At 37.8% G+C, this 17,767-nt stretch carries 16 protein-coding genes; 3 read left to right on the forward strand and 13 right to left on the reverse strand.

Annotation, left to right across the window (positions count from 1 at the left end; genetic code table 11):
* Positions 1 to 233 precede the first annotated feature (233 nt).
* The 5 genes from tpx to sppA all read right to left on the reverse strand — a co-directional run bounded on the left by tpx (position 234) and on the right by sppA (position 3,842).
* Positions 234 to 734, reverse strand: coding sequence for a thiol peroxidase (gene tpx, locus J2S17_RS19335; protein ID WP_307477417.1), 501 nt, complete (start codon positions 732 to 734; stop codon positions 234 to 236).
* A 307-nt stretch (positions 735 to 1,041) separates the two neighbouring features.
* Entirely contained in the window at positions 1,042 to 1,494 is a 453-nt protein-coding gene (gene ytfJ, locus J2S17_RS19340) for a GerW family sporulation protein (protein ID WP_307477418.1), read from the reverse strand.
* Between the two features lie 16 nt (positions 1,495 to 1,510).
* Positions 1,511 to 2,200 carry a DUF2953 domain-containing protein gene (locus J2S17_RS19345; protein WP_307477419.1) on the reverse strand — a complete coding sequence of 230 codons (690 nt, stop codon included), beginning with the start codon at positions 2,198 to 2,200 and terminating at the stop codon, positions 1,511 to 1,513.
* 88 nt (positions 2,201 to 2,288) lie between these two features.
* Positions 2,289 to 2,819 carry an RDD family protein gene (locus J2S17_RS19350; RefSeq protein WP_307477420.1) on the reverse strand — a complete coding sequence of 177 codons (531 nt, stop codon included), beginning with the start codon at positions 2,817 to 2,819 and terminating at the stop codon, positions 2,289 to 2,291.
* 12 nt (positions 2,820 to 2,831) lie between these two features.
* Positions 2,832 to 3,842, reverse strand: a complete 1,011-nt coding sequence (gene sppA, locus J2S17_RS19355) for a signal peptide peptidase SppA (protein WP_307477421.1) — start codon at positions 3,840 to 3,842, stop codon at positions 2,832 to 2,834.
* Between the two features lie 288 nt (positions 3,843 to 4,130).
* Between sppA and J2S17_RS19360 the strand changes: the two genes are divergently transcribed.
* A complete protein-coding gene (locus J2S17_RS19360; RefSeq protein ID WP_307477422.1) occupies positions 4,131 to 4,931 on the forward strand; it encodes an NAD kinase in 801 nt (266 codons plus the stop codon).
* 112 nt (positions 4,932 to 5,043) lie between these two features.
* Here J2S17_RS19360 and rarD read toward each other — a convergent pair whose 3' ends face one another.
* The 6 genes from rarD to J2S17_RS19390 all read right to left on the reverse strand — a co-directional run bounded on the left by rarD (position 5,044) and on the right by J2S17_RS19390 (position 12,457).
* Entirely contained in the window at positions 5,044 to 5,973 is a 930-nt protein-coding gene (rarD, locus tag J2S17_RS19365; RefSeq protein WP_307477423.1) for an EamA family transporter RarD, read from the reverse strand.
* Positions 5,974 to 6,076: 103 nt separating this feature from the next.
* Entirely contained in the window at positions 6,077 to 7,669 is a 1,593-nt protein-coding gene (locus J2S17_RS19370; RefSeq protein WP_307477424.1) for an amidohydrolase, read from the reverse strand.
* Between the two features lie 120 nt (positions 7,670 to 7,789).
* A complete protein-coding gene (gene mbcS / locus J2S17_RS19375; RefSeq protein ID WP_307477425.1) occupies positions 7,790 to 9,370 on the reverse strand; it encodes an acyl-CoA synthetase MbcS in 1,581 nt (526 codons plus the stop codon).
* A 438-nt stretch (positions 9,371 to 9,808) separates the two neighbouring features.
* Complete coding sequence (locus tag J2S17_RS19380; protein WP_307477426.1) at positions 9,809 to 10,009, reverse strand: alpha/beta-type small acid-soluble spore protein; 201 nt, start codon at positions 10,007 to 10,009, stop codon at positions 9,809 to 9,811.
* Between the two features lie 97 nt (positions 10,010 to 10,106).
* Entirely contained in the window at positions 10,107 to 11,312 is a 1,206-nt protein-coding gene (gene thiI, locus J2S17_RS19385) for a tRNA uracil 4-sulfurtransferase ThiI (protein ID WP_307477480.1), read from the reverse strand.
* Entirely contained in the window at positions 11,312 to 12,457 is a 1,146-nt protein-coding gene (locus tag J2S17_RS19390) for a cysteine desulfurase family protein (protein ID WP_307477427.1), read from the reverse strand. Before J2S17_RS19390 ends, thiI begins: the two co-directional genes overlap by 1 nt.
* A gap of 376 nt (positions 12,458 to 12,833) precedes the next feature.
* Between J2S17_RS19390 and brnQ the strand changes: the two genes are divergently transcribed.
* Positions 12,834 to 14,177, forward strand: coding sequence for a branched-chain amino acid transport system II carrier protein (gene brnQ / locus J2S17_RS19395; protein WP_307477428.1), 1,344 nt, complete (start codon positions 12,834 to 12,836; stop codon positions 14,175 to 14,177).
* Between the two features lie 152 nt (positions 14,178 to 14,329).
* Here brnQ and ezrA read toward each other — a convergent pair whose 3' ends face one another.
* Positions 14,330 to 16,015: a septation ring formation regulator EzrA gene (gene ezrA / locus J2S17_RS19400; RefSeq protein ID WP_307477429.1), complete on the reverse strand. Its 1,686-nt coding sequence runs from the start codon at positions 16,013 to 16,015 to the stop codon at positions 14,330 to 14,332.
* 269 nt (positions 16,016 to 16,284) lie between these two features.
* Between ezrA and hisJ the strand changes: the two genes are divergently transcribed.
* A complete protein-coding gene (gene hisJ / locus J2S17_RS19405) occupies positions 16,285 to 17,088 on the forward strand; it encodes a histidinol-phosphatase HisJ (RefSeq protein WP_307477430.1) in 804 nt (267 codons plus the stop codon).
* Here the strand turns inward: hisJ and refZ are convergent.
* Positions 17,083 to 17,727 (reverse strand): forespore capture DNA-binding protein RefZ, encoded by a 645-nt coding sequence (gene refZ, locus J2S17_RS19410; RefSeq protein WP_307477431.1) that lies wholly within the window; start codon positions 17,725 to 17,727, stop codon positions 17,083 to 17,085. The genes hisJ and refZ overlap by 6 nt on opposite strands.
* Between the last annotated feature and the right edge of the window lie 40 nt (positions 17,728 to 17,767).

Genomic DNA, 17,767 nt, shown 5'->3' on the forward strand with positions numbered 1-17,767 from the left:
TTGTAACGGGCTTTTTTGTCATTCACAAGTTTTGCGCTGTCTTTGGAAATATTCAAAAAAAAAGAATGGAGGATTTTGGGTGTGGGCAGCAAGCTATATTCTCAGATTGACTAACTAAATAGCCGCCAGCCTCTATAGAATGATGGCAATAGCTTTAGAGCAGATTGTTAGTGCAGCAGCCGCTATTTTCACTAAAAGAATGCCCTGGAAACATTTCCAGGGCATTCTTTTTATTATTTGGCAGCTTTTGCTGCTTCGATTGCAGCTTCATAATCAGGGTGGTCTGTTCCTTCACCTACATATTGTGCATAAGTAACTTTATCATTAGCATCAATAACGAAAACAGAACGAGCAAGCAGACGAAGTTCTTGCATTACCACTCCATATGCTTCACCGAAGGATAGATCACGATGATCAGACACGGTTTGAACATTTTCAATTCCTGCTGCAGCACACCAGCGTTTTTGCGCGAATGGCAAATCAACGCTTACAGTTAATACTTCAACATTATCAAGCTTTGCTGCTTCCTCATTAAAACGGCGAGTTTGTGCATCACATACACCCGTATCAATAGAAGGAACCACACTAATTAATCTCACTTTCCCTTTTGAAGAAGAGAGACTAACCTCTGACATATCGTTAGCTAAAACTGTAAAATCAGGCGCTTGATCACCAACTTTTACTTCTTGTCCTAATAAAGTAATCGGATTGCCTTTGAATGTAACAGATGCCATTTTTTCTTCCTCCTTTACATATATATGTACATTTTAAATCATATCTTTTCAGAATCTTTTTTGCAATTGAAATGATCACGAAAAGTGAAAGCGACTGTTTAGCCCCGACAAGCTTAAGACGAATTGGACAGGAGGTTGGCTTTTTAACCTCATGGCCAATTTGACTTATGACCTCGAGGGGCTAGGAGCCGCAACTAGCCCATTCGAAAAGTGAAGGCGACTGTTCAGCCCCGACAAGCTTAAACAGAAGCTGCAATAAAAAAGTTAACCTCATTTTTCAATGAAGTTAACTTTTTTGGGAGCCGCCTTATAAATCTAAATCTTGTTTTCTTTCCGGTTCTTCATGATGCTTGTGGCTTTCATGGCTTTGTTCCTTTTTATTAAACATATGTTGAATTTTATCAACTGCTTGAGGAGCGAGGTCTAGAATTTTTTCATATAGATGTGTGCTCTCATCTAAATGGACCATCTTAACGCCTAATGAATTAACAATTAAAAAGGCAATCGGTGTAATTGATACTCCTCCACCACTACCTCCTCCAAATGGGTGACCACTGGATTCTCCACCGCTTCCTTTGGTGCTCTCCATGATAAATTCGGATCCGCCTGCAGCAAAGCCAAAGCCAACTTTCGACACTGTAATAATGACGCTGCCATCTGGGGTTTCTACAGGGTCACCTATAATTGTATTTACATCTACCATTTCTTTCAGATTTTCCATTGCAGTTGTCATGAGACCTTGTATTGGATGATCAGACATATCTGCGCCTCCTCATCTAGTATGTTTTTGACTTATCATCAGATAAAACGGGTAAGGACGCTGATTTAAAGTGGGCCTTTCCGTTCTTCCAAAATTTAATCAGTTTAATTCCTGCTAACATAGCATGCCCGATACGAAAATGAAAAATACATAAAAATGATGTATGTGAAACGGCAAATTGAAATTGTGGTGAAACCGATAGTTGGGGAGCTGTTTTCAGCCTCATATAATGACTGATGATTCCAAGAAAACTGCCCTTTACAGCCCAAAAAGCACCGGTTAACATCCCCGTAATCGCTGCATCTCCTACGCCAAACACAGTATGCCACCTTAATTGCTGAATGGTTATTTTACTCATAAAATGCCTTGCAATATGATAAAAGGAAGCAACATGTGAGAGCAGCTCTCTCGTGTTGTAAAGACTATTAAGCAAATCCTTTGCTGTGAATTCTTCCATCTTCTCTTCAGACATCCCGCCCCCAGATGCGGACGTTTTCTCAGTTATTTTTAAGGCAAGCTTATCCTGATTAAGTTCTACCAAAGGAATCTCTACTTTGTATTTTATAAACCGCCAAATTCTAAATTGAATATGCAGCTGATGAGTTTTCCCTTGGTGGAAGTAGTGAAGTGTGATTTTAAGTTTTGTACAAATGATTATGATGAATAATATGATTAAAATGAATAAAATAAAGAGCAGCCACTTCATTTTTTCTCACAGCCTTTCAACGGTTTAGTATTCTCATAAAAATAAAAAAATAAACCTGCTAGACTAAGCTAACAGGTTTAAATCATTTTTATCTTTCATGAATAACCGTCGTATCTGCAAACAGGTCATGAATTCCTTGTTTTTTCGGATGAAAGGCGGTAACGATATAAAAAACCATAATTGAGCCGGAAATAAATCGCCCAATCCACTCTCGGAAAATAACTGTACTCCAGGATAATTTCTCTCCCTTTAAGTCAATGACTTTCAAGCCAAAAGCCATTTTTCCAATTGTTTGCCCTAAGAACTTAGTCATTAAGACAAAATACAAATAGAACGTGAGAGCAGTAGCAATCGTGATTGGTGCAAACGGACTCATTTCATGGAGGGGAATATCTAACGCCCTGAATATTGGATTAATAATAATTCTATCAATGCTGCCAATGACAACAATATCTAAGAGATAGGCCCAAACACGCATCCAAAATCCTGCAAAACGATGTGAAATAATAGGAGTACTAGGCACTTGTTCGGAACGAAGCTCATTCTCATTAGAAACTGTCTCTGTTTTCTCTAAAGTAATATCTGATGACTGTGAATTTTCATGGTCATTTATGTTCATTATTCGCACCCCCTATTCAGCATATAAATACATGAGACGCGGTGAATTTGGCTGAGATAATAATTTCATAATTCCTGCCATTTCAACATCATTGCCCATGATTTTGTTTGCACCCATACTTAGCAGGGATCCGAAGCCAGCGTTTTCTGTATACTTAATGACTTGTGCATCCTCCAACCCGCTATCTTCTTTTAATTGTGTGATCACATCCTCAAGATAGCCAAAATCATCAATCAGATTCAATTCTTTCGCTTGTCTTCCATCATAGATTCTGCCATCAGCAACCTTTTTAACTTGTTCTGGGGACATATCACGGCCTTTTGCAATGACATCTACAAACCCGTCATATGCATTGTTAATCATATCCTGTAAAATCTTATGTTCCCCTTCAGTCATTTCTCTCGTTTGGCTCATAATATCTTTATATTCACCGCTTTTGATCGTATTAAAATCAACACCATATTTTTCAGCGAGACCTGAAATATTAATTCCTTGCATTATGACACCAAGGGAACCTGTCATTGTATCGGCACTTGCAAAAATTTTATCTGCAGGAGCAGAGATATAGTATCCGCCAGATGCTGCCATTGATCCCATAGATATGTATACTGGTTTTTCTTTCTCTTCTTGAATTTGAACAATCTTGTCATGTATTTCTGCGCTTTCCACTACGCCGCCACCTGGGGTATTTACTCTTAAAATAATGGCTTTAACTGTATTGTCATCCTTTACATGATTAAGGCTTTTCATAAAACTACTATGATTGTAGGTAGAAGTCGCAAATACAGAACTTGAATCACCTGTATCTTGAATCGCTCCACTCACATTGAGAACAGCGATTTTCTTCATCGCGTCTCCCTCTTCAATTGTCTCCTCTACAAAATTCGCATCTCCTAAAGCTAGTAAATCTGAAAACGTATTCTCTACATCCCTAAAAGCAAATGCTGTGAGAAAGTTGAAAACAACGGAAATAAATAAAATCACTCCCGCAATGCCTAATGCTGCCCAACGCTTTGCTGTCATAGTTGAACTCCTCCTTTGTATTACTACATACGGTTAAACTTTTAAAAAGTTCCAAAAACAGGTAGACTAATGTCAATCATCCTTATGATAGCAAAATATCAATTATTTAGAAATTTATTGGCCCTACTTTCCATTTTATTTATCTTTTTCGTGAATATGAATGAATCTAGCGATAGTGGCTAAGAACTCGAAGTCTTAAGTATGCAGTTCCAGGGCAAAACACTTCCATTTGTCGTTTTGTCCAGTAGCCTCGAGGTCATATAATTATTATTAAAGGAGGAACATAACATGAATCAACGACGTAATTTGTATTTTCACCATAAACAAGATATTGAAACCTTAAATATTGTCCAATCATTAAAAAACTTAGCCGAGAATAATGGCTTTGCAGTTACAAATGATGATGAAGCTGCAAATATTATTGCCAGTATTGGTGAAGACGGTGCCTTCCTGCAAGCTGTCCGGAAAACTGGATTTAGAGAGGACTGTCTTTATGCCGGCATTTCTACATCAGGCCCTTTAAGTCTTTATTGTGATTTCCAACTGGAAGATACAGATAAAATGCGAGAAGCAGCACTAAATGACAATCTGGAAGTGAGAAAATATCCCACAATCAAGGTGACAATCGATGGGGTGACTTCCTTCTATTGCTTAAATGAATTTTCCATACGTTCGGCAATCATTAAAACCCTCGTTATGGATGTTTATATTGATGATCTCCACTTTGAAACTTTTAGAGGAGATGGAATGATTGTTGCAACGCCAACAGGAAGCACTGCTTATAATAAATCAGTAAACGGGTCCGTTGTTGATCCAACGCTCCCATGCCTGCAGGTAAGCGAACTGGCCTCTTTAAATAATAATAAATATCGCACATTGGGCTCATCCTTCATTTTAGGCGGGGCAAGGAAGCTTACCTTAAAAATTGTCCAAGATGGAAATGATCATCCAACAATGGGAATGGATAATGAGGCCTTGAGCATTCAGCATGTGGAGAAAATTGACATCCAATTAAGTGACAGGCAAATTAAAACAGTGAAGCTCAAAGATAACTCTTTTTGGGAAAAAGTAAAACGGTCTTTCTTATAATGCTCTTCCTAAAAGTGCCGATCCACTGCCATCCACTTGATTAATGAATGAAACGAACAATGACATAAAAAACCACCAGATGTTTGAAAACATCTGGTGGTTTTTTGCATAATTAGAGCCCTATTTCATTCCCTTTTTTCCATTTTGATTCCAAATGGATTATGAGCTTTGTTTTAGACATCGAGTAAAGTGTAAGTGAAATCCAAATGAAGATAAATGAAAGCAAATGAACCTTTGAAAAATATTCACCGTATACAAATACTCCTAATATTAACATGATCGTTGGCGCAATATATTGCAAAAACCCTACCATAGAGAGCGGGATTCTTTGCACTCCTCTTGCAAAGAAAAGCAACGGTATCGCTGTTGCTACCCCTGCACCCATCATCAATAGATCTGTTTGCATCTCTCCATTAAATAGAGAATGATTGTCGTTGATGAAGAGATTGACGATAAAAATGAATGCGATCGGTGTAATAACGAGCGTTTCTAAAGTAAGGCCAATCTCTGAATCGACTTTCACCATTTTTTTTGCTAATCCATATAGTCCGAAGGTAAGAGCAAGTAAAATAGAAACCCAAGGAAATTCGCCATAAGAAATAGTGAGAATAAGTACACCAACAGTTGCCAATATAAACGATACCAGCTGCGAGGCCGATAGTTTCTCTTTAAAAACGAGCATCCCTAGTAGTACACTGATCAAGGGGTTGATATAATAACCTAAGCTCGTTTCAATAATTCTATCCGAATTCACGGCCCAAATAAAGATATACCAGTTTCCGCTGATTAAAATGGAAGCAAGAAACAGACCCATCAATTGCTTCTTATTGGAGAATAAACCTTTGAACGTCTGAATAAACGCGCCCCATTTTCTCATGAGCACCAATAAAATGAGCATAAAGGCGAAGCTCCACACCACTCTGTTAGCAAGTGTTTCCCCAGCACTTACGTCATTCAACAACTTCCAATATATTGGAAGCACTCCCCATAAAATATACGAGAAGCCTGCATAAAACGCACCTGTTTTAACCTCTTTGCTCATAACGATAATCCTCGATTCTTTCTATTTTCGAAATATTGTTATTATAATCCTATAAGCAAGGAGTCTGCAATCTTTTTTTAATTCCATTCAAGCAAACGACGAGTTATCCAAAGACTACCTCTCCACCGATGACTGTTTTATCAACAGATATAAGAGGTATGTGATCATGTGCCATCATGAAGATATCTTCTTTCAATATCGTAAAATCTACAGCAAAGCCTTCCTGTATCATGCCTCTGTCATGCTCATGGCAAGCAGCAAATGCACTGCCTTTAGTGAATAACGAGACTGCTTCATATACAGATAATGACTGGCTTTTATAATAAATCGTCTTGTCAGAATCATTTATATTTGTCCTCGTTACCGCTGCATGAATTCCAAGCAGCGGATTAAGCGGCTCGATCGGTGCATCCGAACCGCCAGCACATGGGATTCCCTCGTCCAGCAGGGTTTTCCAAGCATAACAGTAATTCATTCTTTCTTCCCCAATGCGATCAATTACCCACGGGAAATCTGAAGCGACAAATCGAGGTTGGATATCCAGGATAAGCGGTAACCTCTTTGCCCTTTCAATGAGTTCCTTTCTCAGAATTTGTGCATGTATGAGCCTGTCTCTTCCAATATCTGTTAATGGGTGCTTTTCGATCGCATGAAGGGCCATTTCAAATGCAAGATCACCTATCACATGAATCGCAACAGGCATATGATATTTTCTTGCTTTTAATATTAATTCATCTAATTGTTCCTGAGTAAAAATGGCCACGCCAGAAACAGAAGGATCATCTGCATAAGTATGACTTAGCAACGCTGTTCTTCCTCCCAATGCCCCATCAGCAAATAGCTTCATTGCACCGAATTCAATCCAATTACCTCCACTTAAATAGTGGTTATTGCTATGGATCATGTCTTCGACAACTTCATGATGAACGAGTAAATGGGCCCGAAATTTATAGCCCTCTTTCTCGACTACATTCTGAAAGGCTTGGTAGGTTTGATCGAATCCACCATAGTAATTAAGGTCTTCCGTATGACCGCCTGTTAATCCTAGTTTATGGGCATCTGCAATCGCAGCTCGCATCGCTTTTTCCATATAAGCAGAAGATACTGCTGGTACGACATTTAATAAAATTTCCTGCGCCTGATCCTTCAAAAGTCCGTTCGGGTTTCCTTTTTCATCCTTTTCTATCACTCCTCCTGGAGGACAGATGGTTTGCCTATCTATTGCTGCTAATTCCAAGGCTTGGGTGTTAGCAGCAATGGCATGACGACAGATCCTTTTTAATATCACAGGATGGTCCGGAACCACTTCATCTATTTCATGTGCTAGAATGGGCATTGGTTCATCCCATAAATTATCGTTCCATCCCTCTCCGATAATCCATTCTCCTGGAGAAAAACCTTGTGCGTATTCTTTTAATGCCGAGAGGGCGCTTGACTTTGAATGATACATCGATAAATCCAGTCGAATAAGCTTTTCTCCATGGCCAATTAAATGCATATGACTGTCAACAAATCCGGGGAGCAGGGTAGATCCTTGCAAATCAACCACGCTATCAAGTTCGTTATCATATCGTTCTCTAAGCTCTTTCTCTTTACCGAGTGCAATAATCGTATCACCTCGGGTGAAAATTGCCTCTACTCTGTCATTTTCTTGCTGAAGCGTATAAATATTTCCCCCATACCAAAGCGTTCCCATTATGTATTACTCCTTTATCGCTTTTTACTTCAGTATATCAGAAAGTTGTATATCTCCCTATATAGTAAAAATAACAAAAAAATAAGACAGACGGAGTATCCCGTCTGTCTATTCCATACCTTATTTCGAAGCTGATGCTTCTTTCTTTCGCAATTCTTTACGCATGATTTTTCCTGAAGTTGTTTTAGGCAGGTCCTCCACAAATTCAATGCTCCGTGGATACTTATATGGTGCTGTAAGCTCCTTAACATGCTCCTGTAGCGATGGAATTAACCTTGGATCATTTTGATCCACATTATCTTTTAATACAATAAAAGCTTTTACAATAAGGCCACGCACTTCATCCGGGCTGCCAACCACGGCACATTCTTTAACAGAAGGATGTTTAACAAGCGCATCTTCTACTTCAAACGGCCCGATCGTATACCCAGAACTAATAATAATGTCATCCCCGCGTCCTTCAAACCAAAAATATCCTTCGTCATCCATCTTTGCCTTATCTCCAGTGATATAATAATCACCTCTAAACTGCATTGCCGTTCTTTCAGGATCCTTGTAATAGTTTCTAAATAGGGCTGGTGTCTCCACATGAACAGCGATGTCGCCAACCTCGCCTACCGCACAAGGCAGCCCTTCCTCATTAATGATCTCCACTCTATTCCCTGGTGTTGGTTTCCCCATTGACCCTGATCTTAATTCCATATCTTTGGTCACACCAACAAGCAGAGTATTTTCCGTTTGCCCGTAGCCATCTCTCACTTTTAAGTTGAAATGCTTTTGGAATATGTCAATGACCTCACGATTCAATGGCTCACCTGCTGACACCGCACTATGAAGGTGCGGCAGCTTATAGCTTGAGATGTCATCCACCTTAGCCATTAAGCGATATTCAGTAGGCGTACAGCAAAGTACATTTACATGATATGTATCTAATAATTGCAAATATTTTCTCGGCTCGAATTTACCATTATAAACAAAGCCGGTTCCTCCTGATCCTAATACAGATAGGAAGGGGCTCCAAATCCATTTTTGCCAGCCAGGTCCAGCAGTTGCCCAAACTGTATCTCCTTCTTCAATACAGAGCCAATGAGGAGCTGCAGTGCGTAAATGAGCAAATGCCCAACCATGTGTATGAACGACTCCTTTTGGATTGCCTGTTGTTCCTGATGTATAAGAAAGGAAAGCCATATCGTCTCTAAAGGTATTTGCCAATTCTAGCTGATCAGAAGCTGACTCCATTGTTTCATCTAAATGAATCCATCCATCTGCTTTTCCACCAATAACAAACTTAGGGAGATTTTCAGCTTCTTTGATTGAGGAAAACTCTTCAGCATATGGGTGATAGCTCACAATTGCCTTTACGTCACCATGATTGATTCGATACTGAAGATCTTTTACACGTAGCATTTCTGAGCTTGGAATAACCACTAATCCAGACTTTAATGCAGCGAGATAGGTTTGATAAGCCTCAATCAGACGCGGAACAATAACGAGGACAACATCCCCTTTTTCCAATCCATTTTCTGCGAAAACGTTTCCAATTTTATTGGCATTTTTCATTAAATGATTATATGTAATTTCTTTCTTATCTCCTTGCTCATCTTCCCACTTAATTGCATATCTATCTTTATCTTTTGCAAACTGCTCCACTTCTGAGACGAGGTTATATTGCTCAGGTGCTAATAAGTCTTCACGTTTCATGTAAAATCTCCCCTTTTAGAAATGATTGTATATCGACAAAATTATGTGATTAATTTTATTATACTAAATTATTTTAACAATTAAAATATTTAATCAGCTATACAATAAGAAAAGCGCAATCGCCTCGCTTTATCGATGATCGCTGACTAAGTGAGCCACGTCCTCTGGCAATCTAAATGACCCGCATCCTCTGGCCCATAGAACACAGAGGGGCTTGTTCTTTGATAAATGAGCTAGAGCGAACCGATGTTGACTTATCACAGGGAGACCTGAAGTTTGATAGGAGATAGGGCGCTTGTGCTGGACATTTTTTTATTGAAAAATTTATACTTTCTTATCCTTTAAGAAAGCCCGTTCATTGACTGCCTCAAAACACAAATAAAGAGCAGGACGTAATGTCCTGCTCCTTGTAGCCATATTATTTATATTTATAAATAATTATTTTTGGTAACCACCTAATTGTTGCTCAGCCATTTGAACTAAGCGTTTAGTGATTTCTCCACCTACTGATCCGTTAGCGCGAGAAGTAGTTTCTCCACCAAGGTTTACACCAAATTCAGTAGCGATTTCATATTTCATTTGATCAAGAGCTTGTTGTACACCAGGTACAACTAGTTGGTTTGAACTGTTGTTTGCCATGTGATTTTCACCTCCTTGTGAGTATAGAATGTGTAGAATCACATGGCCGTATACAAATTTTTATTGGTAATTCTTTCTTTTATTCTTTTATCGGAATTTAGAATAAATTCTCGATTTCCTCATCGATTAATGTATTGGGTTTGATTATAAGTTTTTCGGTTTTCTCAACGGCTTCTGCGATATAAGGCTCAAAATCAGTAAAGCTTTCAAAATGCTGAACCTTTTCTAATTTTGGTTTTGTTTTAGGTGAAGAGGGAACAAACACTGTACAACAATCCTCGAATGGTCTAATTGAGATATCATGGGTATCAATTTCATGCGCAATATCGATAATATCCCCTTTATCCATTGTAATTAATGGCCTCAATACCGGTGTACTAATAACGTCATTGATTGCATACATGCTTTCCATTGTTTGACTTGCCACTTGACCTAAACTTTCTCCCGTTACAATCGCTAAACCATCATATTTCTTTCTAATCTCATCCGTTATTCTCATCATCATTCTTCTTGTAGAAGTCATTGTATAATTATCTGGAACTTGTTTTTGAATGAGCTGCTGAATTTCTGTAAAAGGAACGATGTGCAGGGCAACGCCTCCACTTATTCTTGATAACTTTTTTGCGAGGTCGATTACTTTCTGTTTAGAGCGTTCACTAGTAAATGGCGGGCTGTAAAAATGCACAGCTTCTATTTCAATACCGCGCTTCATTGATAAATATCCTGCTACAGGACTATCTATTCCGCCAGATAGCATTAGCATGGCTTTCCCACTGGATCCTGCTGGAAGACCACCTGCGCCTTTATAATTTTCACAAGATAAATAACATGCCTCTTTTCTTACTTCAACTACAATATTGATATCTGGCTTTTTCACATCAACTTTTAAATCCGGGATATTAACAAGAATATGTGATCCAAAAGTTTGATTAATTTCTCCTGTATCCAATGAAAAGTCCTTATCAGCTCTTTTAGCTGTGATTTTAAAGGTATTTCCTTCACGATAAACCTTTCTAAAGAGTGCCAGAGCCGCTTCTTTCATTTCATCTATATCTTTTCCTACCTTAATCGCTGGACTATAGGATTGAATTCCGAAAATACCCTGTAAACATTCAACTATTTCCTCACTATTTTCACCATTTAATAGAATAAACATTCGGTCTCTTTGCGCTTCAATCTTTATATTTGGAAAATCATGCAAAACTCTTTTAATACTTCTTCTTAATTTATCAACAAACAAATTGCGGTTTCTTCCTTTTGTAGAAATTTCTCCGTAACGAATTAAAATTCTGTCATATGTGATCATGCTTTCATTACCTTCCTTAACTGAGCGATTGTCTTTTTCACTGATTCAATGAAGTAGCGCGCTTCATCTATTGTGTTTTCATAAGATAAACTTACCCTTACCGCACTCTTTGCAGTCATTTCTGTCACGCCCATCGCCATGAGTGTCTCACTGGCAGAGGAGTGTTTTGAGGAACACGCACTAGTGGTAGATATATAAATATCCAGTTCTTCTAATGCATGGACAAATACCTCTGCTTTAAAACCTTTCAATGAAAAGTTGATAATATGAGGAGCTGATTTATGCTCCGGGGTGTGAATCATTACTTCTTCTATTACAGATAGTTCATTTAGCAGATAAGTTTTTATTTTCATTAGTTGCTCAAGCTTGTTGTTCATTTCAGACATAGTCAGTCTCAATGCTTTTGCCATCGCAACGATCCCAGCTGTATTTTCAGTTCCACTTCTTTTTTTCTTCTCTTGATTCCCACCTGAGAGAAGAGGAGCAATGTCTACTCCTTCATGAATAAATAAAGCACCAGTTCCTTTTAATCCATGAAATTTATGGCCGGAAATAGAACAAAAATCAATATGACTTTTATAAAAATCTAATGGAACTTTACCAATACCTTGAACATGGTCAACATGAAAAAGAATTTTAGGGTAATACTTCAATAGATGACCGATTTGTTCAATTGGCTGAATCGAACCAGTCTCATTATTAACGTGCATGACGGAAACAAGAATGGTATCATCTCTAATTTCTTTTTCTAATATTGAAATATCGATAATTCCAGCAGCGTCGACAGGGAGATACGAAATCTCAAAGCCAGCTTCTTGTAATTGATCCATCGTTTCTTTAACAGAAGGATGTTCGATTTTTGTCGTAATAATATGGCGCCCTCTACTTCGATGCATGAGAGCGGTTCCCTTGATGGCCATATTATTTGCCTCAGTACCACCTGAGGTGAAATATATTTCATTACTTTTTACACCTAATAGATTTGCCATTTGTTCCCGTGCTTGCTTAAGGAGCCGCTCAGCCTTTTCACCAAATCCATGCAAGGACGATGGGTTGCCAAAATAGGAGGTAGAAACCTTAACAAATGAATCGATTGCTTCTTTATATGGTTTTGTTGTTGCACTATTGTCAAAATAAATCATCGTCTGCTCCTTTCAACCAACCTTTATGCAATTTTTAATCATAGCATAAAAATTCTTCAGAAAGAAATGTTATTTAATGTATCATATGAGTCACTATATTATTTTAATATAGTTTCTTATTACCATACACTTGCAAAAAAAATCTATTGTATTAATACAGATTTCTCTTGGTAATTTTGGGTTTGTGTTTTATAATGAAATAAAATGAGTATAAAAAACTACCCCGTTAGCGTATTCTCAAAGCTTGCTACCGTTATTTTAATATACCCAAAATTACGACTTTAATTTTATTCGACACTTTTTGCAAAAACCATGTTAGTATGGTAAATGTTCAAAACATAGTGACTTGTAATTAGAGACCTAGGGGGTAAATTGTATGAATAATAACACACTTTCAACAAAGCATATCCTTTCCATAGGATTAATGCTTTTTGCCTTATTCTTCGGTGCAGGCAATATGATCTTCCCACCATTTCTGGGACAAGAAGCGGGTAGCGAAGTTTGGATAGCTATCATCGGCTTTCTTATCACAGGGGTTGGTTTACCATTAGTAGCGATCATTGCCATCGCAAAAGCGGGTAATGTACAAACAATGGCAAACCGCGTCCACCCTGTTTACGGGATTATCTTTACAGTAGTAATGTATCTTGTAATCGGACCATTATTCGCAATTCCACGTACAGCAACAGTTTCATTTGAGATTGGGGTTATTCCGTTCTTATCTGAAACCGCTTCCAGCACACCGTGGCCATTGCTTGCCTTTTCAATTGCCTTCTTTGTGATTTCAGCGTGGCTAGCGATGAATCCAACAAAGCTAGTAGATATGATAGGCAATATATTGACTCCAATATTATTAATTGTCCTTGCTGTTATTGTAATTAAAGCTTTCATTACTCCAATGGGTACTCCTCAAGCTCCAGTAGGTCCATATGCAGATGGCGCTTTCTTTAAAGGCTTCATTGAAGGTTATTTAACAATGGATACCATTGCAGCACTTGTATTCGGTATTATTATTATTGGATCTATTAAAGGTTTAGGTGTAACAAGCAAGAAAGCCATTACTAAAATGTGTGTGTATGCTGGTTTAATCGCAGCTGCAGCTCTAGCAATTATTTATGTTTCTCTAGCTTATATTGGCTCTACAGCTCCCGAAGCAATTGGTGCACAAGCTAATGGAGGCGCAATCCTTTCTGGTGCTGCCCAGTTCCTATTCGGATCAGCCGGTGCATATATCCTTGGATTTGCAATCATTTTTGCATGTTTAACTACAGCCGTGGGATTAATTTCATCATGTGCAAGCTATTTCCATGAGATTATGCCTAAAGTTTCATATAAAAACTACGTTATAATTTTCTCATTATTCAGTGCAGGAATAGCAAATATTGGGTTAACTCAACTCATTAATTTCTCAATCCCTGTATTAACATTTATCTATCCGCTTGCGATAGTGCTCATCGTCCTTTCATTGATGGACAACTTGTTTAAAGGATCTTCTCTTGTCTACATTTGTGCGCTAATTCCGACGGGTCTTATCAGCATCGTAGACGGTTTAAATACAGCAGGCATCAAGATTGCTGCTTTAAATAATTCATTATCATTCTTACCTTTATTTGCACAAGGTATCGGCTGGCTTGTACCAGCGATTGTTGGAGCAATTATTGGCTATATCCTTACTATTACACTCGGCTCTAACAAAGAGTTGGCTTCAGATCAAAACTAATAGATATACTAGCATTACTAGAACCAGAAATAATGTTAGTATAACGAACTGCCATGAAGGTCAAGAAAAACTTCATGGCCGTTTTTTCATTCAGCTGCCTCAGCTAAACAAAAAAGGATTCGCCTGGTAATTCCTCAGGCGAATCCTTTTTATCATTCGTTTATTAGGTCTTCGATTTTCTTTAAAGCACCAGGCTCTATTTCCTCAATTGTTGCAGCTGCTTGTTCAAGAGCAGCTTTATATTCATAATTACGAAATGAATCCTCAGCCTTATTCAACCCTTCTGCAATGGATGGGTACGCACTTCTGTATCGATTACCGTATTGAATCACTTTTTCCGTTAATAAAATGGTCTCTACCATTTCATCTGTATAAGTGACGGTTTTCTCGACTGTCATCACAGCAATCTCTAAATATTGATGAACCGTTTGAATATTGAGCGGCTTTTCTGCTAACCGATCAACAACATTTTTAATACTTTCATTCGCATCCTGCAAGGAATATTTATACTCTTGTGGCAGACCAGGAACATTGCTTTTAGAAACAATTCTTATCATTTCACTTATTTTCTTTTTCAGTTCATTTACTTTGTCTCGAGCAATAATTTCATCTTTTCTTAGAGCATGAAGCTTTTCAGTAAAGGCGTCCTGCTCTTCTTTAATATACTCGAGCTCAAGCTTAATTTCCGTCAACTCTTCTTTAATTACGGTATGAGCAATATTTTGGCTGTTTATTTTATGTTCAAGCAGGTCGTATTTTTTTATGAGTGTGGTCAATGTCTTTTCTAATTTCCCTTGACCCTCTAAATCCTTATCAGGTACATGATAGCTTTCACAAACAAGGGTCATCTCTTCTTTTAGCTGAACATGCTTTTCACTGCTTGAAAAGAGGAGGTCTTTTGCAGCTGGCTCTTCTTGTTGAATGAAATGTCTGGCATGCACTTCCTTCTCAAGGAGGTCATATAGAGAATCAAGCCTCGCTTTTACTTCATCCAACCCGCCAGTTACTTCTTCAATCTTCGTTTGGTGAACATACTCCAATAGCTTCACAAGCTCTGTTTCCATTTGCTCTGTATCTTGCTCGACTTGAATATGGTCCAGAATATATCCTTCTGCAAGCATATCTTTATATCCATCTTTTAACTCAACTATTTGTGCAGGAACTTTTGATTGACATTCAACGAGAAGACTTGGTATTTGTTCTAATTTCACTTGAATATCATCCAGCATGCTTTTTATGGAAAAAACAATTTCACGCGCTTCTAAATAATTACCTTCTGATGTCTTATCTTCGAAGGTTTCGAAAAGATTAGATACTTCTTCCAGCTGATATTCTATAAGATCTCCTGGTTTGCCAAATGTATGACGCTGGGTAAGGAGACGTTTCTTATAGTTCTTGAATTCCTCATTCAAAGCTTCCATTTCTAATCTGTTTTTTTCTTCACTGCCGATAAGCTCGTTTAATTCTGCTAATATTTCCTCAATCTTTTCTTCGACTTTATTGAGATTGGCATCTAGGGAAACGAGAACTTCTTTTGCTTTTTTGAATCGATATTTATCTATGTATTCCTCCGCATCAAATAAAGAGCCTTCCACACCAGGAAGTTGAGCTGTCACAATTTCATCCCATCCGCTGCGCCAAGTTTCAAACAGCTCCTCCGTTTGTCCGGTCATATTTAATTGTTTCACTTTAGACAACTCATTCAAAACAGGGCGATTCATTATATCCATCTTCCAAGTTTCAAGCCTGTCCACTTCTTTATAATATTTTTTCTTAAAAAAATATCCTGTAAAATAAATGCATATAACAATGACGATTCCGCCAATCACAAATTCCATCTGTAAAGCCCCCTGTTCTGAACCGAGCCAGTATATGTAATCTATATCATATAAATTATAATCATGTTCATTTCAATGCTTTTATGATACCATGTAAACGACAATTTTTGACTATTATTTTCATATTTTATTGAAATAATTGGTGAAACTCCGTTGAATGGTGATATGAACCTCCTTTATCTCATATCCTACTATAAAATTCAACAAATATAGTTCTTTCGTTTTACAAGCATTCTTTCTTATATTAATGAATCGGAAGGTGGATCATATTGAAAAAGGATGGCCATATTCATACCCCATACTGCCCTCATGGTTCAAAGGATTCTTTGGCGGCGTATGTCAAGAAAGCAGTCTCCCTCGGTTTCCACGAGATCACATTTACTGAGCATGCACCTCTGCCAACAAGCTTTTCCGACCCTTCACCTACTAGTGATAGTGCAATGCCCTTTTCGCAACTTGATAAGTATTTTTCTGAAATCGAGGAATTAAAGCTGAAACATCAAGCACATATCAAAATTAACTGTGGGCTGGAAGTTGATTTTATTGAAGGCTATGAAGAAGAAACAAAAAGCTTCCTGAATCATTTTGGTCCACAGCTTGATGAGGCAATACTCTCTGTCCATTTTTTGAAGCATCATAATACATATGATTGCCTTGATTACAGTCCCGATGTATTTGGTGAAATGATAGAGCGCTACGGTTCTATTGACCAAGTATATAGAGGCTATTTTAGTACGTTATTATTAGCGATTGAATCCGATTTGGGGATATACAAGCCAAAAAGGATGGGGCATATTACCTTAGTGAAGAAATTCCAAAAAAAATATCCCCCTGTACGGGAATATCATGAGGAAATGGATGCAATTCTAACGGCTATTAAGAGAAAGGGTTACTCCCTGGATTACAATGGCGCTGGGACAATAAAACCATTATGCCGGGAATCCTATCCGCCAAGTTCAATTGCAAAGCAAGCGGTATCGCATGGCATTCCTCTTGTCTACGGATCAGATGCCCATCAAGTAAAGGCTCTCGGTCAAGGCTGGAACGAGATTGAACCGTTAATAAATTTATAAAATTTTCAATAAATTCGCTTTTAGTTTCCTCGGTTGATTTGAACTGCAAACTACACGATCAATCCAAGAATGAGTTTCTCGTATATATTTATCAGCAAAATATTTCTCATGCGGGAGAAGATGGAGTACTTCTGTTACATAATGGCTATTCAAAAAAGGCATCGTTAACAGACTTTTCAGTTGCAGGATTAAATAATTGGTAGTGTTAATACGGAACTCTTTACTTTTGAATCCCTTTTCAAACACTTTGCTTAAATAGAATCTTTCTTTTGTTAAATATGTTGACATAATTTCTCGTACGATTTGAGAATCAATCGACATTTCTCTAATTATAAGCCTCGTTAATTGAATATTTTCATATTGGAATACCATAATATTTTCAACAATTGCTTTTAAGCTCTGAGCTGCTCCTTTATCTAAAAGTGAGTAGCCCTTTTCAATTCCGCTTAAATAAGCCTCATAATAATCAATAAAACAATATTCCAACAATCCATTCTTGTTTCCGAAATAATAAGAGATGTTTGCTACATTCGTATGAGCTTTATTGGCAATATCACGAATGGATGTACCGCTAAAACCTTTATGATTAAATAAATAGACTGCGGCTTCAATAATAGCTGCTTTTGAATTTTCCTTCATTCTTCTCCACCTCTCTCCTGCGTTATTTCTGTGAAATACT

Source organism: Cytobacillus purgationiresistens (assembly GCF_030813235.1).
Taxonomy (GTDB): Bacteria; Bacillota; Bacilli; order Bacillales; family Cytobacillaceae; genus Cytobacillus; species Cytobacillus purgationiresistens.